The organism is Meiothermus granaticius NBRC 107808 (assembly GCF_003574355.1).
Taxonomy (GTDB): Bacteria; Deinococcota; Deinococci; order Deinococcales; family Thermaceae; genus Meiothermus; species Meiothermus granaticius.
In genome coordinates this window covers 1-20,999 of the sequence record NZ_QWLB01000020.1, presented here as the reverse complement: position 1 = coordinate 20,999, position 20,999 = coordinate 1, and the positions used below count along the sequence as shown (strand labels likewise).

The following is a 20,999-nucleotide window of genomic DNA, read 5'->3' as shown; positions in this document are numbered from 1 at the left end:
CTGGAGGGGTGAACAGCGAGTTTGTCGAGGAGGTAGGCGCCCGCCCACCGCTGGTGCTGGGGGTGGACCCCCGGCCCGCCCTGCACGGCAACCCTCCTCTCGAGTCCATCCGCCGCTACACCCTGGAGCTGCTCGAGGCCCTGGCCCCCAAGCTCTGTGCGGTCAAGTTCCAGGCGGCTTTCTTCGAGGCGCTGGGCGCGCCCGGGTTTGCCCTAATGCACCAGCTCATCAGTGGGGCCCGGGTGATCTCGCTTCCGGTGATCATCGACGCCAAGCGCGGTGACATTGGCTCTACCGCGGAAGCCTATGCCCGGGCGTACCTCGAGGCCTATCCCGGTTCGGCCCTCACCGTCAACCCCTATCTGGGCAGCGATGCCCTCGAGCCCTTTTTTCAAGCGGCGCAGCAAAGCGGTGGGGCGGTGTTTGTATTGGTCAAAACCTCGAACCCCGGTTCTGGACTGTTCCAGGACGTGCAGGGTTCCGATGGAAAACCCCTGTACCGGCGGGTGGCAGAATACGTGGCGGCCCAAGCCGAGGCCCAACGGGTAGGGCAGTGGAGCCGGGTGGCGGCGGTGGTTGGGGCCACCTACCCCACCCACCTCGAGGAGCTGCGGGGCCTTATGCCCCATTCGCTTCTGTTGCTGCCGGGGTTAGGGGCCCAAGGCGGTACGCCGGTTCGGGGAGCGGGTCTGCTGAACGCCGCGAGCCGAGCCTTGTATTACCCGGGGGGTCAGCCCGATATCCCCCGCGCGGTGCAGCAAGCCGAGGCCTATCTTCAGGAGCTACAAACCCCCTTGCCTCAACCAGATCTGCCTCAATGACCCGCCAACACCTCGCGCTGCTTCTCAATCTGAATCAGCACCCGCGAGAGCAGGGCTTTTTCCGCCAACACCACCAACCCTTTAGCCCCTAAAGGCAGCAGCACCACCACCGCCTGGGTTAGGGAAAGCACCGCCAGCTGTGCGGCTTGGCTCGAGAGCTCACCCCCCAGGCGGCGCAACCCTTCGAACACCCGGCCCGCCCCCTCGCTGGGAATCGGTAGGCTGCCCCACAGCAACCGCTCCCCCTCTAAAAGCGCCACCGCCTCTACCCCGCGCATCTGCAGCGAGGCCAGGGCTGCCTGGAGTTCGGCAGAAAGGGCTGCCGAGGGGGGTTCTGGGCTTCCCGACGAGGCCGGGGGTTGGTCGGGCTTGGACGGGGCATTGAACACATCCAGGAAACTGTCCAGGTCCATGCCCTGTAGCTCCTGCATCACCGAGCTGGCCGCCCGATACTCCTGGGCCAGTTGCCCTTCCAGCCGCTCGGCCTCCTCGAGGGTACGCCGCACCTCCAACAGGGAGTTGGTCCCCAGGCGGGTCAGCCGCTCTGAAGCCGACCTCAAGAAGTCGCACAGCGGCTTGAGGCGGAACACCGTCTCCCCCCCCACCCCCTTGTGACCCTCAAAGGACTCCAGCAGGGCGCTGATCCGTCCACCCAGCTCGGCCCGCAGGGCTTCTTGAGCCCGGCGCATCCGGGCCAGCAGGGCGTGAATTTCGCCAAGGTCTGGGAGCTCCCCTGCGGCCAACTGGGCCCGGGCCTGGGTGACTTTGGCCTCGAGATCCTCCCCTCCCAAGCCCCACAAGCTGCGCCCCGCCACCTCGTAGCGCGAGAGCTCCTCCGCAATTGCCGCCCGCCGAGCGCTGACCAGTTCCTCCAAGGCTTCCTCTATCGGGGTGGGGTCGCTGAAGCGGCCCTGAGCCAGTTCCCGACGGGCCTCGGCCAGCGCGGCCCGCACCTCCCCCAGGGATTCCTTGAGGGTGGATTCCAGCCGCTCCACCCTGGCCTCGAGCGCCTCCAGGCGGGCGGAAACCAGGGCTCGGGCCCGCTCGGTAAGGGCTTGCACATAGGCCTCGAGCTCGGCCAGGGCCTCGCGCGAGCCTGGCGCTTCCAGGCGCTGCAGCACCGCCTGCTTGCCCGCCTCGAGGGGTTCCAGCGAGGGCAGGGCCTGCACTGCAGCCCGCAGGCTCATACGGGCCAACCCCTCCTCCTCCCGCTCCCGGGCCAGGGCGGTCAGGAGGGCTGAAAGCTGGCCTCGAGCCCGGCCCAGCACGTCCTCCTGAGCCGGAAGATCGGACAGGGTGACCAAAAACAGCTCAACCTCGGCGTGGTCACGGTAGGGCGAAAGGGCCACCTCGGCTTCCGAGCGCAGCGACTCCAACGCCACCTTGAGCCGCTGCTGACGCTCGCGCAACTCCTTGGCCGCCCGTTCTTCGGCCTCGAGAGCGCTCAGCACCCCTTCCAGCTCGGCCAGTTCCCCTGGGAGCCCCCCCCCCGCTAGGGTCTGTCCGGCAATCTCCAAACGGGCAGCCAGGGCCGCGGTCTTCTCCGAGGCGCTCAGCTGCCGGGCTCGCTCCAGGAGCCACTCGTAGCGCACTCGAGCCTCCGCCACCTGCTCAGCCTGGGCTTCCCTGAGGACGGCCTCGAACTCGCCCAACCGTTCTCCCACCGGGCGACCCGCCTCGAGCTCCGCCTCGAGGGCGGCCCGCAGCCCCGAGACCTCACTGCGGCCCAGCGCATGGGGATAGCGATCACACAGGGCCTCGAGCCTACGCCGGTCCTCCGCCACGTCAATCTCACGAATGCGCGACTGCTGCTCAGCGGTCAGCGATTCGAAGTCCAGGTCCAGCACCAGCTCGCTGTCATCCCAAGCCATCTCCACCGTAGGAGGGCCGCTCCCGGAGAGGGTTTCCTCCTCGAGCAAAATCGCCCCTTCCAGGGTGGGGTTCTGTACCACGCTGCTCTCGACCAGCTTGCGCATCTCTGCGGCCAGGGCCCTGGCCCGCTCCACCTCGGCAGGGGCTAGGGTCTCGGCAGCATGGGCCTCCTGGATCTGGCGCAGCAGGTTCTCCAGGCGGCGCACCTTGGGCCCCCCCACGCTCCGAACCCGCTCCAGGGCGGTTTGCAGGTCTGCGATGTCGCGGCTTTGGCGCAGCAAGGCCGATTGTAAGCGTTCTTCGAGGTTAGAGAGCACCTCCTGCCCCTCACGCAGCAGCCCCGCCGTGGTGCTGCTGGGGGGGTTCCCCCTGATCAGGGCGATCAGGCCCCGCAGCCGCCCCACCTCAGGCCAGTCTAGGTACAGGCTGAAGCGCTTGAGCCCGGCCTCGAGCTCACCCAAAGCGGCTTCAGAGTGAGCGGTGCTCGCCCCATTGGGCCCCTCCTCCTCTTTCTCTGTTGCCCCGATCTCCCGCAGCATCTCCTCGATCCGGGCTCGGGCAGCGGTGGGGCTCATCCGCGACTGTAGCTCGCGATAGACCAAGCGTTTGAGGATCACCTCCGCTTGGGAGGGGTCGAGCTGATCCGGGCTCACACCCAGCCGCCGGACTCCTTCCTCCAGCACCATTCGGGTACGCTCCCCCAAAACGGGCTCGAGGGATTGGTTGAGGGTCTGATACAGCGACAAGCGATTCTCCTCCCCTTCGGGCATACTCCAGTATTAACGGCTAGTGTAATGCCTGCGGGAAGACCTTACGGTTCAAACCGGCTTGATCTCGGCTTAACGTTACGTCAAGCCCCGGGCTGTCCCAGCAAACCCCTCCTGGGCTTCAAGCCAGGCCCTGCAACACCTCAAGTTTGTCGGTGGCTTCCCAGGGAAAGCCCTCACGGCCAAAGTGGCCATAGGCCGAGGTCGGGGTGTAGATCGGTCGGGCCAGCCCCAGGTTTTCAATGATGGCTCGAGGCCGGGCATCGAACACCCGCCCGACTATCTCCGTCAGCCGCTCATCTTCTAGGGTGCCCGTACCAAAGCTCTCAACCCGCATCCCCACCGGCCTGGCCTTACCGATGGCATAGGCCAGTTCCACCAGGGCCCGCTTGGCCAAACCTGCCGCCACCAGGTTCTTCGCGATGTAGCGGGCGTAATACGCCGCCGAGCGGTCCACCTTGGTGGGGTCTTTGCCGCTGAACGCCCCCCCTCCATGGGGCACCGCCCCCCCGTAGGTGTCTACGATGATCTTGCGCCCAGTCAGGCCGGTATCGCCGTGAGGCCCCCCGATCACGAATTTGCCCGAGGGGTTGACCAGATACTGGGTTTTCTCGCTCAAGTACCGCTCCGGAATGGCTGGGCGAATCACCTTGGCGATCACGTCCTGAGCGATCTGCTCCCCTTCAACGTCCTCACCATGTTGGGTAGAAACCAGGGCTGTACCCACATATAGCGGGATCTGGCCCTCGTAAACCACCGTGACTTGGGCCTTGCCATCGGGGCGCAGGTAGGGAATTTCCCCGGTCTTGCGGGCCTCGGCCAGGCGGCGGGTCAGGCGGTGAGCCAACGAGATGGGCAGTGGCATCAGCTCAGGGGTTTCGTCGGTGGCGTAACCAAACATCAGGCCCTGATCCCCCGCCCCCACCCGGTCGAGGGGGTCCCGCGAGCCCAGCACCCGCCACTCATAGGCCTCGTTAACCCCACCCGCGATGTCCGGGCTCTGCTCGTCTACTGCGGTGAGCACCGCGCAGGTATTCCCATCAAAGCCGTATTTGGCCCGGGTATAGCCGACCTCCAGGACCGCCTCACGCACCACCCGGGGGATATCCACGTAGCCCTTCTCGAGGGTGATCTCCCCGGCCACCATCACCAGCCCGGTAGTGACCAACGTCTCAGCCGCCACCCGGGCCTTGGGGTCTTGGGCCAAAAATGCATCCAGGATACTGTCGGAGATGCGATCGGCCAGCTTGTCGGGGTGTCCCTCGGTTACCGATTCTGAGGTTACATAGCGCAGCAAGAGAAGCCTCCTATCAACCGGGAGAGTATAGCAAACCGCGAAACCTGCGTACCTGCTATCCTTACGCACAGCCAAGCAGGCTATGGCATACACATGAGTTGGGCAAGCGATCTAAGGGACTCAGGCTGCTCAAGCACGGTCAGATCTTCGCCATGGCAAAAGAAAATATCGAGGCTTACGGCCTCGATATTCAAAGGGCAAATAGTTAGTCTACAAGCTCGATCAGCGCAAGCTGGGTTCCATCGCCCCGGCGGCGGTCCGCCAGCTTGAGCACGCGGGTATATCCACCCGGACGGCTGGCGTACTTGGGCGCAATCTCCTCAAAGACCTTCTTGACCAGCTTGGGGTCATGAAGATCACGCAGCACCAACCGCCGCGCCGCGAGGTCGCCCCGCTTGGCAACCGTGATCAGGTGATCCACAAAGCCCCCGAGCTCTTTGGCCTTGGGCACGGTGGTGGTGATTCGCCCGTGGGTAAGCAGGTTCTTGGCCTGGTTGCGGGCCAGGGCCAGGCGGTGGGAAGAGTTACGATTGAGCTTTCGTCCAGAATTAAGGTGACGCATGATTCTCCTTCAGAGGGATCTCCAGGCTTAAACCCCCAAAACTTAGACCTGCGAGATCAGTCCCTCATCACCAGCCCATGCTGGTTGAGGCAGTCCTTGATTTCCTGCAGGCTACGGTCGCCAATACCCGGCACCTTCTTAAGCTCGCGCTCAGAGAGGGCCAGCAGGCTTTCCACGCTCTCAATCCCCTCCTCCTTGAGGTTGTGCAGCACACGGGTGGTGAGGCCCAGATCGTCCAGGGTGAGCCCTACACCGGGGCTGACCGGGGTGGGAGCGGGGACCGGGGCGGAGACCGGAGCGTTGGGAGCGGAGCTGCTTGCCGGGGCACTCGCAGCGGGGCGCGTCTCCACCCGTAGCACCGGGGATTGATCAAACAGCGCGAGCTGTTCACGCAGGATGTTCACCGCCTGCTGCAACACCTCCATGGGCGAGACCGAGCCATCCGTCCAGACCCGCAAGGTGAGCTTGTCCAGGTCGGTACGCTGGCCCAGGCGGGTATCTTCAACCTGGTAGGCCACCCGGCGCACTGGGGAGTAGAGTGCGTCTACCGGGATCGAAGAGATGCGGTCTTTGATCCCGTGCTTCTCGGCAGGAACATATCCCACCCCCTCGTCCACGCGGATCTCCATCACCAGCTTGCCCTTCTCGTCGAGAGTAGCCAGATAGAGATCTGGGTTGATGATCTCAGCATCAGGCCCCACTTCTAAATCCCTGGCATATACCACTCGAGGGCCGGTCGCCCGCAGGGTAAGGGTTTTGGGGCCCGAGCCTGGGTTATGAAATTTCACCACCAGTTCCTTGAGGTTAAGGATGAGCTGGATGGCATCTTCCTTAACCCCAGGAATGGTGGAAAACTCGTGTAAAACATCCTCAATGTAGATGCTGGTGACCGCGGTTCCGGGGATCGAGGAGAGCAGGATGCGGCGCAGGGGGTTACCCAAGGTCACACCGAAGCCACGCTCCAAGGGCTCGAGGACAAACTCGCCGTAGTTCCCATCAATACGGGCATTGAACACAGGGGCTTTGGTCTTGGTGGTTTCCAAAATTTCCTCCTTCGGAGGGCATATAGCCGATAGCAACGCTATGGGCTAGCGCTTACCTCGAGTAGAACTCGATCACGAGTTGCTCATTGACCGGCAGAGAAAGCATCTCGCGCTCAGGGAGGCGCAGGAAACGACCGGTCATGGTGCCCGCGTTCCACTCGAGCCAGGGAAATGTCTTGCGGTTCTTGAAGCGCTCGACATTTTGGGTGATGAACTCAATCTTCTTGGCCTTCTCGGCCACCTTGATCTCATCGCCCTGGCGTACCCGGTAGCCTGGGATGGTAACCCGCTTGCCGTTCACCAAAATGTGCCCGTGGCGCACAAACTGCCGCGCCTGGCGACGGGTGCTGGCAATGCCCAACCGGAAGACCACGTTATCCAGGCGGCTTTCCAGGAGCTGCAAAAACACCGTACCGGTCACCCCTTTACGCTTGCTGGCCTCAGCAAAAAGGTTGCGGAACTGGGTTTCTGAAACATCGTAGATAAACCGCAGCTTCTGCTTCTCCCGCAACCGCACAGAGTAATCGGAGGGACGGCCCCGGCTGCGCTTCTGGCCGTGCTGGCCTGGGGCATAGGGACGGCGATCAAGGAACTTTTGAACCTTTTCGGTTTCGGCCACATTGACGCCCAGCCGACGGGCGATTTTCACGATTGGACCACGATAACGACCCATGTACAATTGCCTCCTACAGCCTGGGTTCCCAAAACGTCATGGCGAACCTGGGAACCCTAAGGTTCGCCACAGCACACAGGGCTACTTGCCCTGGGTCTTGCGGAACTTCTTGCGCGGACGGCAGCCGTTGTGGGGCAGCGGGGTATCGTCTACGATGCTGCGCACCTGAATCCCACTGGCCTGCAGGGCACGGATGGCTTGCTCACGGCCCGAACCGGTGCCCCGCACCACCACATCCACACTGCTCATGCCAAACCCCTGGGCCTTTTTGGCGGCGTCCATTGCCGCAAGCTGAGCCGCATAAGGCGTGCCCTTGCGGCTGCCCTTGTAGCCGATCACCCCACCGGAGGACCAGGTGACCGGATGGCCCTCGCTATCGGTGATGGTGACAATGGTGTTGTTGTACGAAGCGTGGATAAACGCCCGCCCAGCGGAAACTGAACGTTTGACCTTCTTTTTGCGCGAACTTGAAGCTTTTTTCTCAGCCATACTCTCCTCTTTTGCTCCGGCCAATAGGGGGTCAGAGCCGATTTTTTAGGAGTCTCAACTGGCAGGTACCGGATGTCTATGCATCTGCGTTCCAGCTTTATGAAACTGTTTTGGCCTAAACCTTCCAAAAGCAGACCCGGCCTGCGGCTACTTCCGGGTGACCTTTTTCTTCCCAGCCACCGTCTTGCGGGGGCCTTTGCGGCCACGGGCATTGGTACGGGTGCGCTGACCGCGTACCGGCAGGCCCCGGCGATGGCGCAAGCCGCGGTAACAACCAATATCCATCAACCGCTTGATGTTGGCGGCCACCTCTGCGCGGAGCTCACCCTCGAGCTTATAGGTGTTCTCCACGAAATCCCGGAGCTTAGCCACCTCAGCCTCGCTCAGGTCCTTGACGCGGGTGGCCGGGTTTACCCCAGTCGCCTCCAACGCCGCTTTGCTCCGAGCCGGACCCACCCCGTAGATATAACCCAAGGCGATGTCCACACGCTTATTGCGGGGAATTTCTACACCAGCGATACGAGCCATTCACTCTCCTCTTTGCCCCCAGGTCTCTTTCGGCCCAGTGGGGTTTATCCCTGACGTTGCTTGTGGGTGGGGTCTTGGCAGATCACAAACACCACCCCGTGCCGCTTGATCACCTTGCATTTGTCACACATTTTCTTGACCGACGCCCGCACTTTCATAGTTCCTCCTCCGCCCTAGAAGGGCGGCCTTTCTGCCCTACCTCCTGTACACAATCCGGCCCCGGCTGGGATCATAGGGGGTAATCTCCACGACCACGCGATCCCCCGGGAGGATTCGGATGTAGTTCATGCGCATCTTGCCCGAGATGTAGCACAGGATTTCCGGTCCGTTATCCAGCTGGACACGAAAAGTGGTGTTGGGCAAGGCTTCCGAGATCACGCCCTCCGCCCGGATGGTGTCTTTTTCCTTGGCCAAGCAGTTCCTCCTAAACCGGCACAGTTCGCTGGCTCCCCGTCAGCAAGCGAGGACCAGATTCGGTGATCAGCACCGTGTTTTCGTAGTGGGCAGCCAGGTTGCCTTTGCCAACCGTGGCCGTCCAGCCATCATTCAATATTACCATCTTGGCCGGGAAAAGGGAAACCATCGGCTCAAAAGCCAGGGTCATCCCCGGACGCAGCTTGGGGCCTTTTCCAGGATCCCCGTAGTTGGGGAGCTGGGGGTCTTCGTGCATCCCCCGCCCAACCCCATGCCCCACCATCTCGCGCACACACCACAATCCGTGCTTGCGCTCTACGAACTCCTGCACCGCATGGCCCACATCACCGATGCGGTTCCCCGGTTGCAGGTATTCCAGCCCCAGCCAAAAGGCTTCCTCCGTAACCCGCATCAGCTTCTCCGCCTCAGGGGAGACCTTACCGATAGGATATGTCCTGGCCATGTCGGTGGTGAATCCCCCGTAGGTAAATGCGAAATCCACTTTGAGAATCTCCCCTTCGCGCAGTGGGCGCCCACTGGGAAAACCATGGACCACCACATCATCCAAAGACATGCAGGTGGCATAGCGATAGGGAACGCTGCCCCCACCCCGGTAGCCGATCTGCGGAGACTGTCCCCCCAGGCGGGTCATGGCCTTGTGAATGAGGGTATCGAGCTCGAGGGTGGTCACCCCGGGGCGAATGTAGGGCTCGAGCTCGGCAAAGAGCTGGGTGTGCAAACGACCGGTCTCGGTCATCCGCTCAATTTCCCAGGGGCTCTTGATGTGGATCGCCATAATCGCTCAGGGGGTTCAGGCTTCTGCCACCAGCGCGGCCTCAATCGAGCGGTAGACCGCATCGGGGCTGCCCAGGCCATTGATCTTCCGCAGATGACCGGTCTTTTGGTAGTAGTCCACCAGGGGTTGGGTCTGGGTTTTGTAAACCTCGAGGCGGTTGCGGATGGTGGCTTCGTTATCGTCGGAGCGGCCCTCCTGCTGGGCGCGGTTCAGCAGGCGCTTGACCAGCTCTTCTTCAGGGGCCGTCACCAGCAGCACCCCCTTGAGCGAGATACCCAGCTCCGACAGCAAACCATCCAGCGCTGCGGCCTGCGCGCTGGTCCGGGGAAATCCATCAAAGATCACCTTGGGATGGGGGATCGCGGCAATCTCTTCGCGCACCAGGGCTAGAATCAGGTCGTCGGGCACTAGGTCGCCCCGCTCCAGGATCGGCTTCACCCTGCGGCCCAACTCGCTGCCCCGGGCCACATGGCTGCGCAGGATATCACCGGTGGAGAGCTGGGTAAAACCCATCTCAGCCGCCAATCGCTTGGCCTGGGTACCTTTGCCCGCACCGGGGGGGCCCAAAAAGATTACCGCTTCCGCCATGCATCCCTCCTCTAACGGGTTCGGCCTCGCAGACGGCCCTTGCTGAGGAACCCCTCGTAGTTGCGCATCTGAAGCTGCGACTCAATCTGGCGCAGGGTGTCGAGGGCCACGCCCACCACGATCAGCAAGCTGATCCCCGAAAAATGGTAGGACAGGGTGGTCACCCCGGTCACGTTTTGGAAGATGGTCGGCAGCGCAGCCACCACCCCCAGAAAGATGGCCCCCCACAGGGTTAGCCTCGAGACAATGTGCTCCAAGAAATTCTTGGTGGGATCGCCCGGGCGAATCCCCGGAATAAACCCACCATACTCGCGCAGGTTTTCCGAGATGCGCCGGGGGTCGAATTGCACCGCAGTGTAGACATACGTGAAGGCCACGATCAAAAACACTTCGATGAGCAGCCCCGAAGCATTGCGCGGATTAAAGAAGTTCGCAATCCCCTGGGCAATCGGCGAGTTCTGGAAGGCCGGAACCCCGGTCAAAAATAGCGGGATTTGCAGGATGGCCGCGGCAAAAACGATGGGGATCACGCCGGCCGCGTTGAGCTTGATGGGGATATAGGTGGCCTGGCCACCAAACACCTTACGCCCTACCTGCTTACGGGCATACTGCACCGGAATGCGCCGTTCAGCCTGCTGTACCCCCGCCATGAAGGCAAAAGCCACCACCACAAAGGCCAGGAAAATCAAGAGGGCGATCAGGTTGACCTCGCCGGTGCGCACCAAACCAAAGGTGCGGCCCAACTGGGGCAACCAGCTCGCTACGATCCCGGCAAAGATGATCATGCTGGTACCGTTGCCGATCCCATACTCGGTGATGCGCTCCGCCATCCAAAGCAGCAAAGCGATACCAGCCACCTGGGTCACCACCACCACGAAGCGGAAGAAGAAACCGGGTTCCCAGCCGGGCAGCAAAAAAGCACCCGCGTTGGACTCGAGAAAGGTCACCGCCAAAAACAGCCCCTGCACCGCGCCAAGGGCGATCCCAGCGATGCGCGTGTACTGCTGGATTTGCTTCTGTCCTTCAGGGCCTTCTTTTTGCAGCTTCTCGAGGCTGGGAATCACCGTTACCAAAAGCTGCATGATGATGCTGGCGGTGATGTAAGGCATGATGCCCAGGGCGAAGATCGAGAACTGCTCAAAGTTTCCGCCGCTGAACAGGTTGACCAAGCCCAAAGCGCTTCCGGCCTGAGTGCCCAGAAAATCACGGATCTTGGAGATGTCCACCCCCGGCGTGGGGATGAAGTTCCCCAGCCGGTACAGCGCCAGCACAAACAGCGTGAACAGGATGCGCCGGCGCAATTCAGGGATAACCAGCGCGGAGCGGAAGGCCTGTAGCATCCTAGGCCCCCTTGGGCTGGATCTCTACTGCTTCGCCGCCGGCTGCCTTGAGCTTTTCGGCTGCCGCCTGGGAGAACTTATGGGCATGGACCCTGACCCCGCTGGCCTCCCCTTGGGCCAGCACCTTTACCGGATACCCAGGCCGGACCAGACCCGCCTGAACCAGGGCCTCCGGGTTTACCTCACCGGAGGTGAAGTGCTTGGCGATAAGGCCAAGATTGACCACCTGGTACTCAACCCGTGGGATCTCCCCCGGCACCTGCCCACCCATCCCGCGCTTAGGCAGGCGCATCAGCAAGGTCGAGCGCCCGCCTTCGAAGCGAGCCGAGTTCTTCAAGCCACCGGAACGGGATTTCTGCCCTTTGTGGCCGCGCCCAGCGGTCTTGCCGTGGCCCGAGCCGGGGCCACGGGCCACGCGCTTCTTGCGCTTATTAGCCCCTTCATTGGGGCGAAGATCGGAAAGTTTCATGGTTTGCTCCTGAGGGCTACTGAATCACCTCAACGAGGTGAGCCACTTTGCGAATCTGTCCGCGCATCGCGGGGTTGTCCTGGACCTCACGAACGCGGTGCATCTTGGTGAGCCCCAATACCTTGAGGGCCGCCTTTTGATCGTGCGGATAACCGATAGGGCTCTTGATCAGCCGGACTTTAATGGTCGCCATAGGCTTGCCATCGCGGGGCTACTGCACCGCCTGGGCCTCACCCCCTTCGCTTTTCGGCTCAGCTTTGCGCAGCCGCTTCACGTCCTCCCAGGTCTGCAGCTGGCGCAAGGCCTCGAGGGTGGCATAGGCCTGATTGACATAGTTGCGCGAGCCCAGTTCTTTGGTCAGGATATCGGTGATCCCGGCGAGCTCGAGGATGGCCCGGGGCACCTTCCCCGCAATTACCCCCGTACCCGGCGCAGCCGGCCGCAGCAGGATGGTCGAGGAACCCCAGGTCACGGTGATCTCGTGAGGGATGGTACCGTTCTTGAGCGGTACGTCAATCATCGAACGGCGAGCGTAGTTGTTGGCCTTCTGTACGGCCACCGGGACTTCCTTGGCCTTACCCAGCCCAAGCCCCACCCGGCCCTGGCGGTCTCCCACGGCCACAAGTGCCCCAAAACGAAAACGGCGCCCGCCTTGGTAGGTCTTCGAGGTACGGCGCACCTCGATCATCTTCTCTTCAAAATCGGTTTCAGGCATTCTCAACCTCGCTAAAGGCGGAAGGCTCAAGGCTGAAGGCTAAAGCGAAATTCTCGGCCTTAGAGGTTCAGCCCTCGGCTTCCAGCTAGAACTGCAACCCACCTTCGCGGGCCCCGTCGGCCAAAGCCTTGACTCGCCCGTGATACTTGAAGGCGCCCCGATCGAACACCACCGTGGTAATGCCCTTGGCCTTAGCCGCTTCGGCGATAGCCTGACCAACCTTCTTGGCCATCTCCGTTTTGTTGCCCTTGAGCCCCAGGGCCAGGCTGCTGGCCGTGGCCAGGGTTTCCCCCTTGGCGTCGTCAATGATCTGAGCGTAGATGTGCTGCAATGAGCGGTGTACCGACAGGCGCAGGCGCCCACTGGACTTCACCGCATTGCGCACGCGGTACTTACGGCGATCGGTAGTGGAAAGATGGGCCATATTGTGCTCCTTTACTTGGCCCCTGCGGCCTTACCTGGCTTGAGCTTGAGAACCTCGTCAGCATAGCGGACGCCCTTACCGTGGTAAGCATCCGGCTTGCGCACCTCGCGCAGATTGGCGGCAACCTGACCCACGAGCTGCTTGTCAATACCCACCACCCGCACCCGGGTGGGCTCGGGAACCTCGAAGGTGACCCCCGCCGGTGGGTTCACCACTACGCGGTGGCTGTACCCCACGCTGAGCTCGAGGTTCTTGCCCTGCATCTGGGCGCGGTAACCGGTACCGCTGATCAGCATCTCTTTGACGAAGCCGCTCGAGACCCCCTGCACCGCGTTGGCAATGAGGGTCCGGGTCAGGCCGTGCAGGCTTTTATCCGTGCGGCTATCCGAGCTGCGGCTTACGGTGAGGCTGCCGTTCTCGCTCTTGATCTGCATCTGAGGGTTGTAGTTGACGGTCAACTCGCCCTTAGGGCCTTTAACCTTGACTGCCCCACCGCTCACCTCGGCGGTAACCCCCTTGGGCAGAGGAATGGGTTGCTTACCAATGCGACTCATTACCACACCTCGCAGATCACTTCACCACCGACCCCGAGCTTGCGCGCCTCGCGGTCAGGGAGCAGCCCCTTGGAGGTCGAGATGATGGCCAGCCCCAGTCCCCGGCGCACATTGGGAACATTCTCTGCCCCCACGTACACTCGCCGCCCTGGGCGGGAGACCCGCTGAATATGCTGGATGACCTGCTCACGGCGAGGGCCATACTTGAGGAACAAGCGCAGGAAGGGCTTTCCCTCGTTCTCGTGGCGCTCCACTCCCCTAAGGAAGCCTTCTTTGACCAAGATGTCGGCAATCTGCTCCTTAAACTTCGAAGCAGGGACATCCACACTTTCCTTGTGGACCACGAGCCCATTGCGGATTCGGGTCAACATGTCGGCAATCGGATCACTAAACATCGTGAATTCTCCTTCTTTTCAGGCCGGGCCGTTTGTCCTTGAACGTTTGCGAAGCCAGGTTTTGGTCAAAAAGAACCAACCGTACAGCTTAGAACGCCCTCAACCCTTCCTGAACGGCTAAACCCTGCGGTATCGGCCCAAACGTTCCGACCTACAGAGCTGCCCTACCAGCTTGCCTTCTTCACCCCGGGAAGCTGACCCTTGTGAGCCATTTCGCGGAGCTCGATGCGGGAGATGCCAAAGTAGCGAATGAACGAGCGGCTGCGCCCACTCATGAACGAGCGGTTTTTGTGACGGGTGGGGCTGGCATCGCGGGGCAGAGCGGCCAAGCCCGCATAGTCGCCGGCTGCCTTGAGCGCAGCCCGCTTGGCCGCGTACTTGGCGATGGTCTTCTGCTTGCGCTTCATCTTTTCCATCTGGGATTTTTTAGCCATGTGTCACCTCCTTTCCTCAATAGAAACTCAGACTTACTTGCGGAAGGGAAAGCCCAGGAGTTCCAAAAGCGCCTTGGCTTCCTCGTCATTGCGGGCAGTGGTCACCACCGCCACATCCATACCCCGCACCGCATCCACCATGTCGAAGGTGATCTCCGGGAAGATGGCCTGTTCCCGCAGCCCCAGGTTGTAGTTGCCGCGACCATCAAAGCTACCGGGGTTCACCCCACGAAAATCACGGATGCGGGGCAAGGCAATGTGAATGAGCTTTTCAGCGAAAATCCACATCCGGTCTCCGCGCAGGGTAACCCGCAGACCAATCGGCATCCCCTGGCGCAGCTTGAAGTTGGAGATGCTCTTTTTGGCCTTGGTTACCGCAGGCTGCTGCCCGGTGATAACCGCCAGCTCCTTACCGGCCTTCTCGAGGATTCGGCTATCTTCTTTGGCCTCGCCCAAGCCCTGATTCACCACAATTTTGACCAAGCGCGGGGCGGCCATGGGGTTGGTGTAGCCAAACCGCTTCATCAGCTCGGGGCGGACGTGCTCCTTATAGTGTTGTTTGAGTGCGACTTCTAGCGCCATACACACCTCTTAGCGGGTCTCAAGGCTGCTGCCGCACTTGGCACAAACGCGAATCTTGCTCCCGTCATCCAGGAGCTTTTTGCGGATGCGGGTGGGCTTTTCACAGCTCGGACAAATGGGCATCACCTTGGAGGCGTGCAGCGGCGCCTCCTGCTCAATGAACCCACCCTGGGGGTTGCGGGGGTTGGGGCGCACCGCCTTTTTGACGATATTAACCCCCTCCACCACCACCATACCCTCTCGGGGCAGGACGGTCTTAACCTTTCCGGTGGCCCCGCGCAGACCCTCTCGCCCGGAGAGGACCACCACGTTGTCACCTTTTTTGATGTGTACCTTCATGACTCCTCCGACCTGATCGCTTTCCTCAAAGGATGGAGGGGAATTCTCCCCCCACTCGAGCGCCAAAGGGCAAGTATAGCAAAATCCTCAAAGAAAAGCACCGGCCCTGGGTTCCCCAGCTCAGAGCACCTCGGGGGCCAACGAGACGATCTTCATGAAGCCGCGCTCGCGCAGTTCACGGGCCACCGGGCCAAACACCCGGGTTCCGCGCGGCTCATTCTGTGGATTGATGATCACCGCGGCGTTGGTGTCGAAGCGAATGCTGCTGCCGTCCCCCCGCTTGATCTCCTTGGCGGTACGCACCACCACCGCTTTTACCACGTCGCCCTTCTTGACCATCCCGCGAGGAATGGCCTCCTTGACCGAGGCCACAATCACGTCCCCCACGCTGGCGTACTTGCGGTAGTGCCCCCCCATCACCCGAATACAGGCGATCTTCCGGGCCCCGGTGTTATCGGCCACATCCAAAACTGTTTCTTGTTGGATCATGCGTTACCCCGCTCCTTGCGCAGTTGGTAGCGCTCCACCAGGTCGGTGCGCCCCTCTTCCAGGCGGCGTACCACCACGAACTTCTTGTTCTTAGAGATCGGCCGGGCTTCGCGGATCTCCACGACATCCCCGGTTTTATACTCCCCGTTTTCATCGTGGGCGAGGTACTTCTTGCTCTGACGAATCACCTTGCCGTAGATGGGGTGCTGCATCTGGCGCTCAACCAACACGCTCACAGTCTTCTGCGCCTTGTCGCTCACCACCACGCCGGTTATCAGTTTTTTAGGCATAGTTCTCCTTACTCGGCGGCTTTCTTGGCGCGGCTCGAGGGCTTCTTGGCTGCCGGTTTGCGGGTGGGCTTAGCCACAACCTCCGCTTTCGAGACCACCTCTACCCCTCGGGCCTTCTCGCCCAGCACGGTGAGCATCTGCGCCACCTCTCGCTTGACCTCGCGCACCCGATGGTTCTTGTCGAGCTGGCCGATGCTGGCCTGGAAACGCAGTTCCATCAGCTCTTTCTTGCTATCCATCACCCGCTTTTGCAGGTCCGCAGGGGCCAGCTTGCGTAGATCACTGAGCTTCGTCGTAGGCATCGCGCTTCACCACCTTGGTCTGCATGGGGAGCTTATGCCCCGCCAGGCGCAAGGCCTCACGGGCCTGTTCCTCTGTCACGCCGCTCACCTCAAACATCACACGGCCCGGCTTGACCACGGCCACATATCCCTCGACGTTGCCCTTACCCTTACCCATTCGCACTTCTAGGGGCTTTTTGGTGAAGGGTTTGTCGGGGAAGATGCGAATAAAAATCTTACCCCCCCGGCGGAAGTGCCGCACCATCGCCACGCGGGCCGCCTCGATCTGCTGGCTGGTGACCCAGGTGGGCTCGAGGCTAACCAGGCCATACTCCCCAAAGGCCACATAATCCCCACCCTTGGCGGTGCCACGCATCCGGCCTCGGTGGGCCTTGCGGTATTTCATGCGCTTGGGCATCAGCATGGCTACTGACCTCCTTCTTGCGGACCGGATTTGCGCACCGCGGAGCGGCGACGGGGCTTACCCTCCTCGCGCTTGGGAGCGGAAGGACGGGCGGCAGGGGCAGCCCCCGGTACCACCTTTTTCCCCCCGATAACCTCCCCTTGGAACACATAGGCCTTGACCCCCAAGGAACCATAGGTGGTCTCGGCCCGGGCAGTACCGTAGTCAATGTTGGCCCGCAGGGTGTGCAACGGTACCCGACCCTCAGCCGCCCACTCCACCCGGGCCTGCTCGGCCCCGCCAATGCGACCCGAGACCACGATTTTGGCCCCCTGAGCACCCGATTCCCGCACGCGCTGAACCGCCTGCTTGATGCTGCGGCGCACCGCAAAGCGGCGCTCGATCTGCTCAGCCACCCGCTGTGCCACCAAGGGAGCGCTGAGGTTGGGGTTGCCCACCTCCTGCACGTTGAGGGCCACGGTCTTACCGGGGAACTTGCTCTGTAAGGCCTCGCGCAAGCGCTTGATGGTCTCCCCACCGCGCCCGATCACCACCCCGGGCTTAGCCGCGTAAACGTTGACCGCAATGTTGTCGGCAGCCCGTTCGATGTCAATGCGGGCCAGTCCGGCAGCCCCCAGCTCTTTCTCGAGCAGCTGGCGAATGGCTCGGTCCTCGGTGAGGATCCGGGCATAGTCTTTTTTACCGGCGTACCAGCGCGACTCAAACTCGCGGGTGATCCCCAGGCGCAGGCCCACCGGATTGATCTTATTTCCCATCTTTCTCCCCCACGATGATGGTGATGTGGCTGGTGCGCTTCTTGATCATGTCGGCACGGCCCCGGGCGCGGGGCATAACCCGCTTGAGGCTGGGGCCTTCATCCACAAAGGCGGCTTTGACAAAGAGCTGATCCTCGAGCATGTCGTAGTTGTTGACGGCATTGGCCGAGGCGCTCTCAAGAACCTTACCCACCGGCTCGCTGGCCCGGTGCGGGGTGAACTTGAGGATGGCCCGGGCCTCCTCCACCGGCTTGCCGCGAATCAGATCCACCACCAGACGCACCTTTTGGGGCGACTGGCGCACATAACGGGCACTGGCTTTGGCTTCCACATCCCCTCCTTTACTTGGCGGCAGCCTTGGCCTCACGGCTGTGCCCGCGATAGGTGCGGGTGGGCGAGAACTCACCCAACTTGTGGCCCACCATCTGCTCGGTGATGTACACCGGCACGTGCTGCTTGCCGTTATAGACCGCCAGGGTGTGCCCGATCATCTCCGGCACAATGGTGCTGCGGCGGCTCCAGGTCTTGATCACCCGCTTCTCGTTCTTGGCGTTCAGCGCCTCGACCTTCTCGAGCAGGTGACCATCCACGAACACTCCTTTTTTCAAGCTACGCGGCATAGATCACTCCTCTACTTGCGCCGAGCGACGATAAAGGCGCTCGAGGGCTTCTTCTTTTTGCGGGTCTTGAGGCCCTTAGCCTGCTGGCCCCAGGGCGAGACCGGCGGACGACCGCGCGGGGTACGCCCCTCACCCCCACCGTGGGGGTGATCCACCGGGTTCATCACGCTACCGCGCACATGGCCCTTGCGGCCCAGGTAGCGGGTGCGCCCGGCTTTACCCAGAACGATGTTCTTGTGATCGGCGTTGCTAACCGTGCCGATGGTGGCATAGCTCTCGGCATGAACCCGGCGCAGCTCCCCTGAGGGCAGGCGCAGGATCACGTACTCGCCTTCGCGGCCTTGAACCTGAATGCTGGTCCCGGCGCTGCGGGCCATCTTGGCCCCCTTGCCGGGCTCGAGCTCGACCGCGTGAATCACCGTGCCCACCGGAATGAACCGCAGAGGCAAGGCGTTACCCGCCGCCACCGGGGCCTCGGGACCACTGACCACCTGGGTATTCACGGCTAGGCCATCGGGCGCCAAGATGTAGCGCTTTTCGCCGTCGCGGTAAAACAGCAACGCAATGCGGGCCGTGCGGTTGGGGTCGTATTCAATGGCCGCAACCCGGGCCGGAATTCCGGCCTTGTCCCGCCGGCGGAAATCAATGATGCGGTAGAGCTGCTTGTGTCCACCAGAGATAAAGCGGCTGGTGGTGCGGCCCTGGTTGTTGCGCCCACCGGTTTTGGGCATGGGGGTGGTGAGGCTCTTCTCCGGACGCTTTTTGGTGAGGCCGGAGAAGTCCGCCACCGTCATGGTGCGGCGCGAGGGGGTGTAGGGTCTGAACTTCTTAACAGGCATCTTGTACCTCACTTGATACGGACGGGCCGGAGTCGTCCTGCTTCCAAGTGGATTCTCGCCTCTTCATCGGCTTTAGTCCCCGTGAGATCGGACCAAAGCGCTCTGGCCTCGAGGCTGAGGGTGGCGGCTGAAGGTTTGTGATTCAGGCCGACCCTCCAATAATCTCGATCAGGCCCGGGCTAGATCAGCCCTTCTAGAGCCTCGATCTTCTGTCCTGGAGCCACCGTCACAATGGCTTTTTTGCGGTCAGGGCGCTTACCCTCGAACTTGCCCAGGCGCTTGTTTTTGCCCAGGGTATTCTGGATATTCACCCGCACCACCTTAACCTTGAAGGCCGACTCTATCGCATTGGCGATCTCGGTCTTGTTGGAATCGGGGGCCACCCAGAAGGTGTAGGTTCCCTCTGCGAACTTGGAATAGGCCTTCTCCGAGAGCACCGGCTTGAGGATGATGTCAAAAGGGGTCTTCACTGCGCTTCACCCCCTTTGGTTGTACCCTCCCCCAGGCGGGCCTGCAGGTTTTCCCAAGCGGAAAGCTCCATGACCAGGGTTTCTTGGCGGAGGATATCGTAAACGTTGAGCCCTTCTGGAGCCAGGATACGCACCTTAGCCAGGTTGCGGGCGGCGCGGGCCACCAGGGGGTTAGAGGTGACCAAAAGCACGGTATGTCCCTCGAGCTGGTTGGCGGCCAACCAGGCCACAAACTCCTTGGTCTTGCCGTTTACCCCTTGAAAGCCATCCACCAGGAGCAGCTTGCCCTCCTTGGCCCGGTCAGCCAGGGCCATGCTGAGCCCCAGCTTGCGCACCTTCTTGGGCAGGGTATAGCCGTAGTCCCGCGGCTGGGGCCCAAAAGTGGTACCACCCCCCACGAAGATGGGCGCTCCAGCGTCGCCGTGGCGAGCCCGCCCGGTATGCTTCTGGGCGTACATCTTCTTGCCAGTAAAGGCCACCTTGGAGCGGGTTTTGGTGGCTGCTGTGCCCCGGCGGCGCGAGGCCAGCTGCCAGCGCACCACCTCATAGAGCACGTGCGGGTTGATGGACTCGGGCAAGGCTGCTTCCACAGTCTTACCGCTGCCTAATACAGAAAGGGTGTAGGCCATTATTTACCTCCCTTTCCCTCGCCGCGGCGGGCCGGAACCTTAGCGGTCTGCCGCACCACCACCAAAGAGCCATTGGCGCCGGGAACCGAGCCCTTGATCAGGAGCAGGTTCTCCTCAGGAAGGATGTCTATGACCTCGAGGCCCTGGATGGTGACTTTCTCATTGCCCCAGCGCCCGGCCATCTTCTTCCCCTTGAAGACCCGGCCTGGGGTCTTGCGGTTACCGATCGAACCACCGTGGCGGTGAACTTTGTGGGCTCCGTGGCTATCATTTCCACCGGCAAAGCTCCACTTCTTCATCACCCCGGTAAAGCCGTGACCCTTCGAGGTGCCGGTCACGTCCACAGCCTCACCGGCGCTAAAAATGCCCACCGTAACGGTATCGCTCTCGGGGTTGAAGCCGCGCAGCTCTTTGAGGTACTTGACCGGCTCCACCCCGGCTTTAGCGAAGTGACCCTTCATGGGCTTGTTGACCCGCTGGGCTTTCTGGGCTTGAAAGCCCAGTTGCACCGCCTCGTAACCGTCTTTTTCGGTGGTGCGGCGCTGGACTACCGGACAGGGCCCAGCCAAGATCACCGTAACCGGGATGGCCCGGTCGTTGCGCCAGATCTGGGTCATGCCCACTTTAGTACCAAGGATGCCCTTCATCAGCGGCCTCCTACCACTTTGAGCTCGAGCTCCACCCCAGTGGGCAGATCCAGGTTCCGCAACCCCTCAATGGTCTTGGGGGTGGGATCGGTGATATCCACCAAGCGGTTGTGGGTGCGCAGCTCGAAATGCTCACGGCTATCTTTGTGCTTGAAGGGGCCCCGCAGCACGGTAAAGCGACGAATTCGGGTGGGCAGGGGCACCGGCCCTGCCACCTGTGCGCCGCTGCGGCGGGCAGTTTCCACAATCTTGGCCGCCGAAGCATCCAAGCTCTTGTGGTCAAAGCCCCGAAGTTTGATACGGATCTTGGGCATTCAGGGCTCCTTTACTCGATGATTTTTGCGACGACGCCTGCGCCGACGGTACGCCCACCCTCACGGATGGCAAACCGCAATCCCTCCTCCATCGCAATGGGCTTGATCAGCTCCACCGTGAAGGTGATATTGTCCCCCG

The 20,999-nt window shown here is 61.9% G+C and carries 34 protein-coding genes and 1 pseudogene; 1 reads left to right on the top strand and 34 read right to left on the bottom strand.

Going from position 1 to position 20,999, the window contains the following annotated elements:
* Positions 1–8 precede the first annotated feature (8 nt).
* Complete coding sequence (pyrF, locus tag Mgrana_RS08475; RefSeq protein ID WP_119357178.1) at positions 9–821, top strand: orotidine-5'-phosphate decarboxylase; 813 nt, start codon at positions 9–11, stop codon at positions 819–821.
* Here pyrF and Mgrana_RS08470 read toward each other — a convergent pair.
* The 34 genes and pseudogenes from Mgrana_RS08470 to Mgrana_RS08305 form a co-directional block, all read right to left on the bottom strand.
* Positions 815–3,463 (bottom strand): hypothetical protein, encoded by a 2,649-nt coding sequence (locus tag Mgrana_RS08470; protein WP_119357177.1) that lies wholly within the window; start codon positions 3,461–3,463, stop codon positions 815–817. The genes pyrF and Mgrana_RS08470 overlap by 7 nt on opposite strands.
* Before the next feature lie 118 nt (positions 3,464–3,581).
* A complete protein-coding gene (gene metK / locus Mgrana_RS08465) occupies positions 3,582–4,754 on the bottom strand; it encodes a methionine adenosyltransferase (protein ID WP_119357217.1) in 1,173 nt (390 codons plus the stop codon).
* A 208-nt stretch (positions 4,755–4,962) separates the two neighbouring features.
* The gene (gene rplQ, locus Mgrana_RS08460; protein WP_119357176.1) at positions 4,963–5,319 is read right to left on the bottom strand and encodes a 50S ribosomal protein L17; all 357 of its coding nucleotides are present in this window, start codon (positions 5,317–5,319) and stop codon (positions 4,963–4,965) included.
* A gap of 56 nt (positions 5,320–5,375) precedes the next feature.
* The gene (locus Mgrana_RS08455; protein ID WP_119357175.1) at positions 5,376–6,362 is read right to left on the bottom strand and encodes a DNA-directed RNA polymerase subunit alpha; all 987 of its coding nucleotides are present in this window, start codon (positions 6,360–6,362) and stop codon (positions 5,376–5,378) included.
* Between the two features lie 52 nt (positions 6,363–6,414).
* Complete coding sequence (gene rpsD / locus Mgrana_RS08450; protein WP_119357174.1) at positions 6,415–7,035, bottom strand: 30S ribosomal protein S4; 621 nt, start codon at positions 7,033–7,035, stop codon at positions 6,415–6,417.
* Positions 7,036–7,116: 81 nt separating this feature from the next.
* Positions 7,117–7,524 carry a 30S ribosomal protein S11 gene (gene rpsK, locus Mgrana_RS08445; RefSeq protein WP_119357173.1) on the bottom strand — a complete coding sequence of 136 codons (408 nt, stop codon included), beginning with the start codon at positions 7,522–7,524 and terminating at the stop codon, positions 7,117–7,119.
* Positions 7,525–7,671: 147 nt separating this feature from the next.
* Positions 7,672–8,052: a 30S ribosomal protein S13 gene (gene rpsM, locus Mgrana_RS08440; protein ID WP_119357172.1), complete on the bottom strand. Its 381-nt coding sequence runs from the start codon at positions 8,050–8,052 to the stop codon at positions 7,672–7,674.
* Positions 8,053–8,096: 44 nt separating this feature from the next.
* Positions 8,097–8,210: a 50S ribosomal protein L36 gene (gene rpmJ / locus Mgrana_RS08435; protein WP_119357171.1), complete on the bottom strand. Its 114-nt coding sequence runs from the start codon at positions 8,208–8,210 to the stop codon at positions 8,097–8,099.
* 37 nt (positions 8,211–8,247) lie between these two features.
* Positions 8,248–8,466, bottom strand: a complete 219-nt coding sequence (gene infA / locus Mgrana_RS08430; protein ID WP_119357170.1) for a translation initiation factor IF-1 — start codon at positions 8,464–8,466, stop codon at positions 8,248–8,250.
* A gap of 10 nt (positions 8,467–8,476) precedes the next feature.
* Positions 8,477–9,262, bottom strand: coding sequence for a type I methionyl aminopeptidase (gene map, locus Mgrana_RS08425; protein ID WP_119357169.1), 786 nt, complete (start codon positions 9,260–9,262; stop codon positions 8,477–8,479).
* Positions 9,263–9,277: 15 nt separating this feature from the next.
* Positions 9,278–9,850 carry an adenylate kinase gene (locus Mgrana_RS08420; RefSeq protein ID WP_119357168.1) on the bottom strand — a complete coding sequence of 191 codons (573 nt, stop codon included), beginning with the start codon at positions 9,848–9,850 and terminating at the stop codon, positions 9,278–9,280.
* Between the two features lie 11 nt (positions 9,851–9,861).
* The gene (gene secY, locus Mgrana_RS08415) at positions 9,862–11,190 is read right to left on the bottom strand and encodes a preprotein translocase subunit SecY (protein WP_119357167.1); all 1,329 of its coding nucleotides are present in this window, start codon (positions 11,188–11,190) and stop codon (positions 9,862–9,864) included.
* A 1-nt stretch (position 11,191) separates the two neighbouring features.
* Positions 11,192–11,659: a 50S ribosomal protein L15 gene (gene rplO / locus Mgrana_RS08410; RefSeq protein ID WP_119357166.1), complete on the bottom strand. Its 468-nt coding sequence runs from the start codon at positions 11,657–11,659 to the stop codon at positions 11,192–11,194.
* A 16-nt stretch (positions 11,660–11,675) separates the two neighbouring features.
* Positions 11,676–11,852 (bottom strand): 50S ribosomal protein L30, encoded by a 177-nt coding sequence (gene rpmD / locus Mgrana_RS08405; protein ID WP_119357165.1) that lies wholly within the window; start codon positions 11,850–11,852, stop codon positions 11,676–11,678.
* An 18-nt stretch (positions 11,853–11,870) separates the two neighbouring features.
* A complete protein-coding gene (gene rpsE, locus Mgrana_RS08400; RefSeq protein ID WP_119357164.1) occupies positions 11,871–12,374 on the bottom strand; it encodes a 30S ribosomal protein S5 in 504 nt (167 codons plus the stop codon).
* Between the two features lie 85 nt (positions 12,375–12,459).
* Positions 12,460–12,798 carry a 50S ribosomal protein L18 gene (rplR, locus tag Mgrana_RS08395; protein WP_119357163.1) on the bottom strand — a complete coding sequence of 113 codons (339 nt, stop codon included), beginning with the start codon at positions 12,796–12,798 and terminating at the stop codon, positions 12,460–12,462.
* An 11-nt stretch (positions 12,799–12,809) separates the two neighbouring features.
* Entirely contained in the window at positions 12,810–13,352 is a 543-nt protein-coding gene (gene rplF, locus Mgrana_RS08390; protein WP_119357162.1) for a 50S ribosomal protein L6, read from the bottom strand.
* Positions 13,352–13,747 carry a 30S ribosomal protein S8 gene (gene rpsH, locus Mgrana_RS08385; protein ID WP_119357161.1) on the bottom strand — a complete coding sequence of 132 codons (396 nt, stop codon included), beginning with the start codon at positions 13,745–13,747 and terminating at the stop codon, positions 13,352–13,354. Before rpsH ends, rplF begins: the two co-directional genes overlap by 1 nt.
* A gap of 164 nt (positions 13,748–13,911) precedes the next feature.
* Positions 13,912–14,181: a 30S ribosomal protein S14 gene (gene rpsN, locus Mgrana_RS08380; protein ID WP_119357160.1), complete on the bottom strand. Its 270-nt coding sequence runs from the start codon at positions 14,179–14,181 to the stop codon at positions 13,912–13,914.
* A 33-nt stretch (positions 14,182–14,214) separates the two neighbouring features.
* Complete coding sequence (gene rplE, locus Mgrana_RS08375) at positions 14,215–14,763, bottom strand: 50S ribosomal protein L5 (RefSeq protein ID WP_119357159.1); 549 nt, start codon at positions 14,761–14,763, stop codon at positions 14,215–14,217.
* A 9-nt stretch (positions 14,764–14,772) separates the two neighbouring features.
* Positions 14,773–15,102, bottom strand: a complete 330-nt coding sequence (gene rplX / locus Mgrana_RS08370) for a 50S ribosomal protein L24 (protein ID WP_119357158.1) — start codon at positions 15,100–15,102, stop codon at positions 14,773–14,775.
* A gap of 120 nt (positions 15,103–15,222) precedes the next feature.
* On the bottom strand, positions 15,223–15,591 hold the full coding sequence (gene rplN / locus Mgrana_RS08365) for a 50S ribosomal protein L14 (RefSeq protein ID WP_119357157.1): 369 nt from the start codon (positions 15,589–15,591) through the stop codon (positions 15,223–15,225).
* Positions 15,588–15,881 carry a 30S ribosomal protein S17 gene (gene rpsQ, locus Mgrana_RS08360; RefSeq protein WP_119357156.1) on the bottom strand — a complete coding sequence of 98 codons (294 nt, stop codon included), beginning with the start codon at positions 15,879–15,881 and terminating at the stop codon, positions 15,588–15,590. The genes rplN and rpsQ overlap by 4 nt, the downstream gene beginning before the upstream one ends.
* 107 nt (positions 15,882–15,988) lie before the next feature.
* Positions 15,989–16,183, bottom strand: a pseudogene (gene rpmC / locus Mgrana_RS08355) (50S ribosomal protein L29); the annotation flags it as partial.
* A complete protein-coding gene (gene rplP / locus Mgrana_RS08350; RefSeq protein WP_119357154.1) occupies positions 16,161–16,586 on the bottom strand; it encodes a 50S ribosomal protein L16 in 426 nt (141 codons plus the stop codon). The pseudogene rpmC and the gene rplP, both read right to left, overlap by 23 nt.
* A gap of 2 nt (positions 16,587–16,588) precedes the next feature.
* Positions 16,589–17,341, bottom strand: a complete 753-nt coding sequence (gene rpsC / locus Mgrana_RS08345) for a 30S ribosomal protein S3 (protein ID WP_119357153.1) — start codon at positions 17,339–17,341, stop codon at positions 16,589–16,591.
* Positions 17,331–17,672, bottom strand: coding sequence for a 50S ribosomal protein L22 (gene rplV / locus Mgrana_RS08340; protein WP_119357152.1), 342 nt, complete (start codon positions 17,670–17,672; stop codon positions 17,331–17,333). The genes rpsC and rplV overlap by 11 nt, the downstream gene beginning before the upstream one ends.
* A 10-nt stretch (positions 17,673–17,682) precedes the next feature.
* Positions 17,683–17,961 carry a 30S ribosomal protein S19 gene (gene rpsS / locus Mgrana_RS08335; RefSeq protein ID WP_119357151.1) on the bottom strand — a complete coding sequence of 93 codons (279 nt, stop codon included), beginning with the start codon at positions 17,959–17,961 and terminating at the stop codon, positions 17,683–17,685.
* An 11-nt stretch (positions 17,962–17,972) separates the two neighbouring features.
* Positions 17,973–18,800: a 50S ribosomal protein L2 gene (rplB, locus tag Mgrana_RS08330; protein WP_119357150.1), complete on the bottom strand. Its 828-nt coding sequence runs from the start codon at positions 18,798–18,800 to the stop codon at positions 17,973–17,975.
* Positions 18,801–18,979: 179 nt separating this feature from the next.
* Positions 18,980–19,270, bottom strand: a complete 291-nt coding sequence (gene rplW, locus Mgrana_RS08325; RefSeq protein ID WP_119357149.1) for a 50S ribosomal protein L23 — start codon at positions 19,268–19,270, stop codon at positions 18,980–18,982.
* Positions 19,267–19,899: a 50S ribosomal protein L4 gene (gene rplD / locus Mgrana_RS08320; protein WP_119357148.1), complete on the bottom strand. Its 633-nt coding sequence runs from the start codon at positions 19,897–19,899 to the stop codon at positions 19,267–19,269. The genes rplW and rplD overlap by 4 nt, the downstream gene beginning before the upstream one ends.
* Entirely contained in the window at positions 19,899–20,546 is a 648-nt protein-coding gene (gene rplC / locus Mgrana_RS08315; RefSeq protein WP_119357147.1) for a 50S ribosomal protein L3, read from the bottom strand. Before rplC ends, rplD begins: the two co-directional genes overlap by 1 nt.
* The gene (gene rpsJ / locus Mgrana_RS08310) at positions 20,546–20,860 is read right to left on the bottom strand and encodes a 30S ribosomal protein S10 (protein ID WP_119357146.1); all 315 of its coding nucleotides are present in this window, start codon (positions 20,858–20,860) and stop codon (positions 20,546–20,548) included. Before rpsJ ends, rplC begins: the two co-directional genes overlap by 1 nt.
* Before the next feature lie 11 nt (positions 20,861–20,871).
* Positions 20,872–20,999: EF-Tu C-terminal domain-related protein (locus Mgrana_RS08305; protein WP_476738584.1), on the bottom strand; the 128-nt coding region annotated here is incomplete at its 5' end.

Bases quoted from the DNA above. Each gene is read 5' to 3' on its own strand.
- rplN (WP_119357157.1), bottom strand. From the start codon at position 15,591: ATGATCCAACAAGAAACAGTTTTGGATGTGGCCGATAACACCGGGGCC.
- rplE (WP_119357159.1), bottom strand. From the start codon at position 14,763: ATGGCGCTAGAAGTCGCACTCAAACAACACTATAAGGAGCACGTCCGC.
- rplF (WP_119357162.1), bottom strand. From the start codon at position 13,352: ATGAGTCGCATTGGTAAGCAACCCATTCCTCTGCCCAAGGGGGTTACC.
- rplR (WP_119357163.1), bottom strand. From the start codon at position 12,798: ATGGCCCATCTTTCCACTACCGATCGCCGTAAGTACCGCGTGCGCAAT.
- rplO (WP_119357166.1), bottom strand. From the start codon at position 11,659: ATGAAACTTTCCGATCTTCGCCCCAATGAAGGGGCTAATAAGCGCAAG.
- rpsQ (WP_119357156.1), bottom strand. From the start codon at position 15,881: ATGCCTAAAAAACTGATAACCGGCGTGGTGGTGAGCGACAAGGCGCAG.
- rplD (WP_119357148.1), bottom strand. From the start codon at position 19,899: ATGGCCTACACCCTTTCTGTATTAGGCAGCGGTAAGACTGTGGAAGCA.
- Mgrana_RS08470 (WP_119357177.1), bottom strand. From the start codon at position 3,463: ATGCCCGAAGGGGAGGAGAATCGCTTGTCGCTGTATCAGACCCTCAAC.
- rpmD (WP_119357165.1), bottom strand. From the start codon at position 11,852: ATGGCGACCATTAAAGTCCGGCTGATCAAGAGCCCTATCGGTTATCCG.
- rpsE (WP_119357164.1), bottom strand. From the start codon at position 12,374: ATGCCTGAAACCGATTTTGAAGAGAAGATGATCGAGGTGCGCCGTACC.
- rplX (WP_119357158.1), bottom strand. From the start codon at position 15,102: ATGAAGGTACACATCAAAAAAGGTGACAACGTGGTGGTCCTCTCCGGG.
- rplQ (WP_119357176.1), bottom strand. From the start codon at position 5,319: ATGCGTCACCTTAATTCTGGACGAAAGCTCAATCGTAACTCTTCCCAC.
- secY (WP_119357167.1), bottom strand. From the start codon at position 11,190: ATGCTACAGGCCTTCCGCTCCGCGCTGGTTATCCCTGAATTGCGCCGG.
- rplB (WP_119357150.1), bottom strand. From the start codon at position 18,800: ATGCCTGTTAAGAAGTTCAGACCCTACACCCCCTCGCGCCGCACCATG.
- rpsS (WP_119357151.1), bottom strand. From the start codon at position 17,961: ATGCCGCGTAGCTTGAAAAAAGGAGTGTTCGTGGATGGTCACCTGCTC.
- rpsD (WP_119357174.1), bottom strand. From the start codon at position 7,035: ATGGGTCGTTATCGTGGTCCAATCGTGAAAATCGCCCGTCGGCTGGGC.
- map (WP_119357169.1), bottom strand. From the start codon at position 9,262: ATGGCGATCCACATCAAGAGCCCCTGGGAAATTGAGCGGATGACCGAG.
- Mgrana_RS08420 (WP_119357168.1), bottom strand. From the start codon at position 9,850: ATGGCGGAAGCGGTAATCTTTTTGGGCCCCCCCGGTGCGGGCAAAGGT.
- rpsH (WP_119357161.1), bottom strand. From the start codon at position 13,747: ATGTTTAGTGATCCGATTGCCGACATGTTGACCCGAATCCGCAATGGG.
- rplC (WP_119357147.1), bottom strand. From the start codon at position 20,546: ATGAAGGGCATCCTTGGTACTAAAGTGGGCATGACCCAGATCTGGCGC.
- rpsJ (WP_119357146.1), bottom strand. From the start codon at position 20,860: ATGCCCAAGATCCGTATCAAACTTCGGGGCTTTGACCACAAGAGCTTG.
- rplP (WP_119357154.1), bottom strand. From the start codon at position 16,586: ATGCTGATGCCCAAGCGCATGAAATACCGCAAGGCCCACCGAGGCCGG.
- rpmJ (WP_119357171.1), bottom strand. From the start codon at position 8,210: ATGAAAGTGCGGGCGTCGGTCAAGAAAATGTGTGACAAATGCAAGGTG.
- rpsN (WP_119357160.1), bottom strand. From the start codon at position 14,181: ATGGCTAAAAAATCCCAGATGGAAAAGATGAAGCGCAAGCAGAAGACC.
- rpsK (WP_119357173.1), bottom strand. From the start codon at position 7,524: ATGGCTGAGAAAAAAGCTTCAAGTTCGCGCAAAAAGAAGGTCAAACGT.
- rpsC (WP_119357153.1), bottom strand. From the start codon at position 17,341: ATGGGAAATAAGATCAATCCGGTGGGCCTGCGCCTGGGGATCACCCGC.
- rpsM (WP_119357172.1), bottom strand. From the start codon at position 8,052: ATGGCTCGTATCGCTGGTGTAGAAATTCCCCGCAATAAGCGTGTGGAC.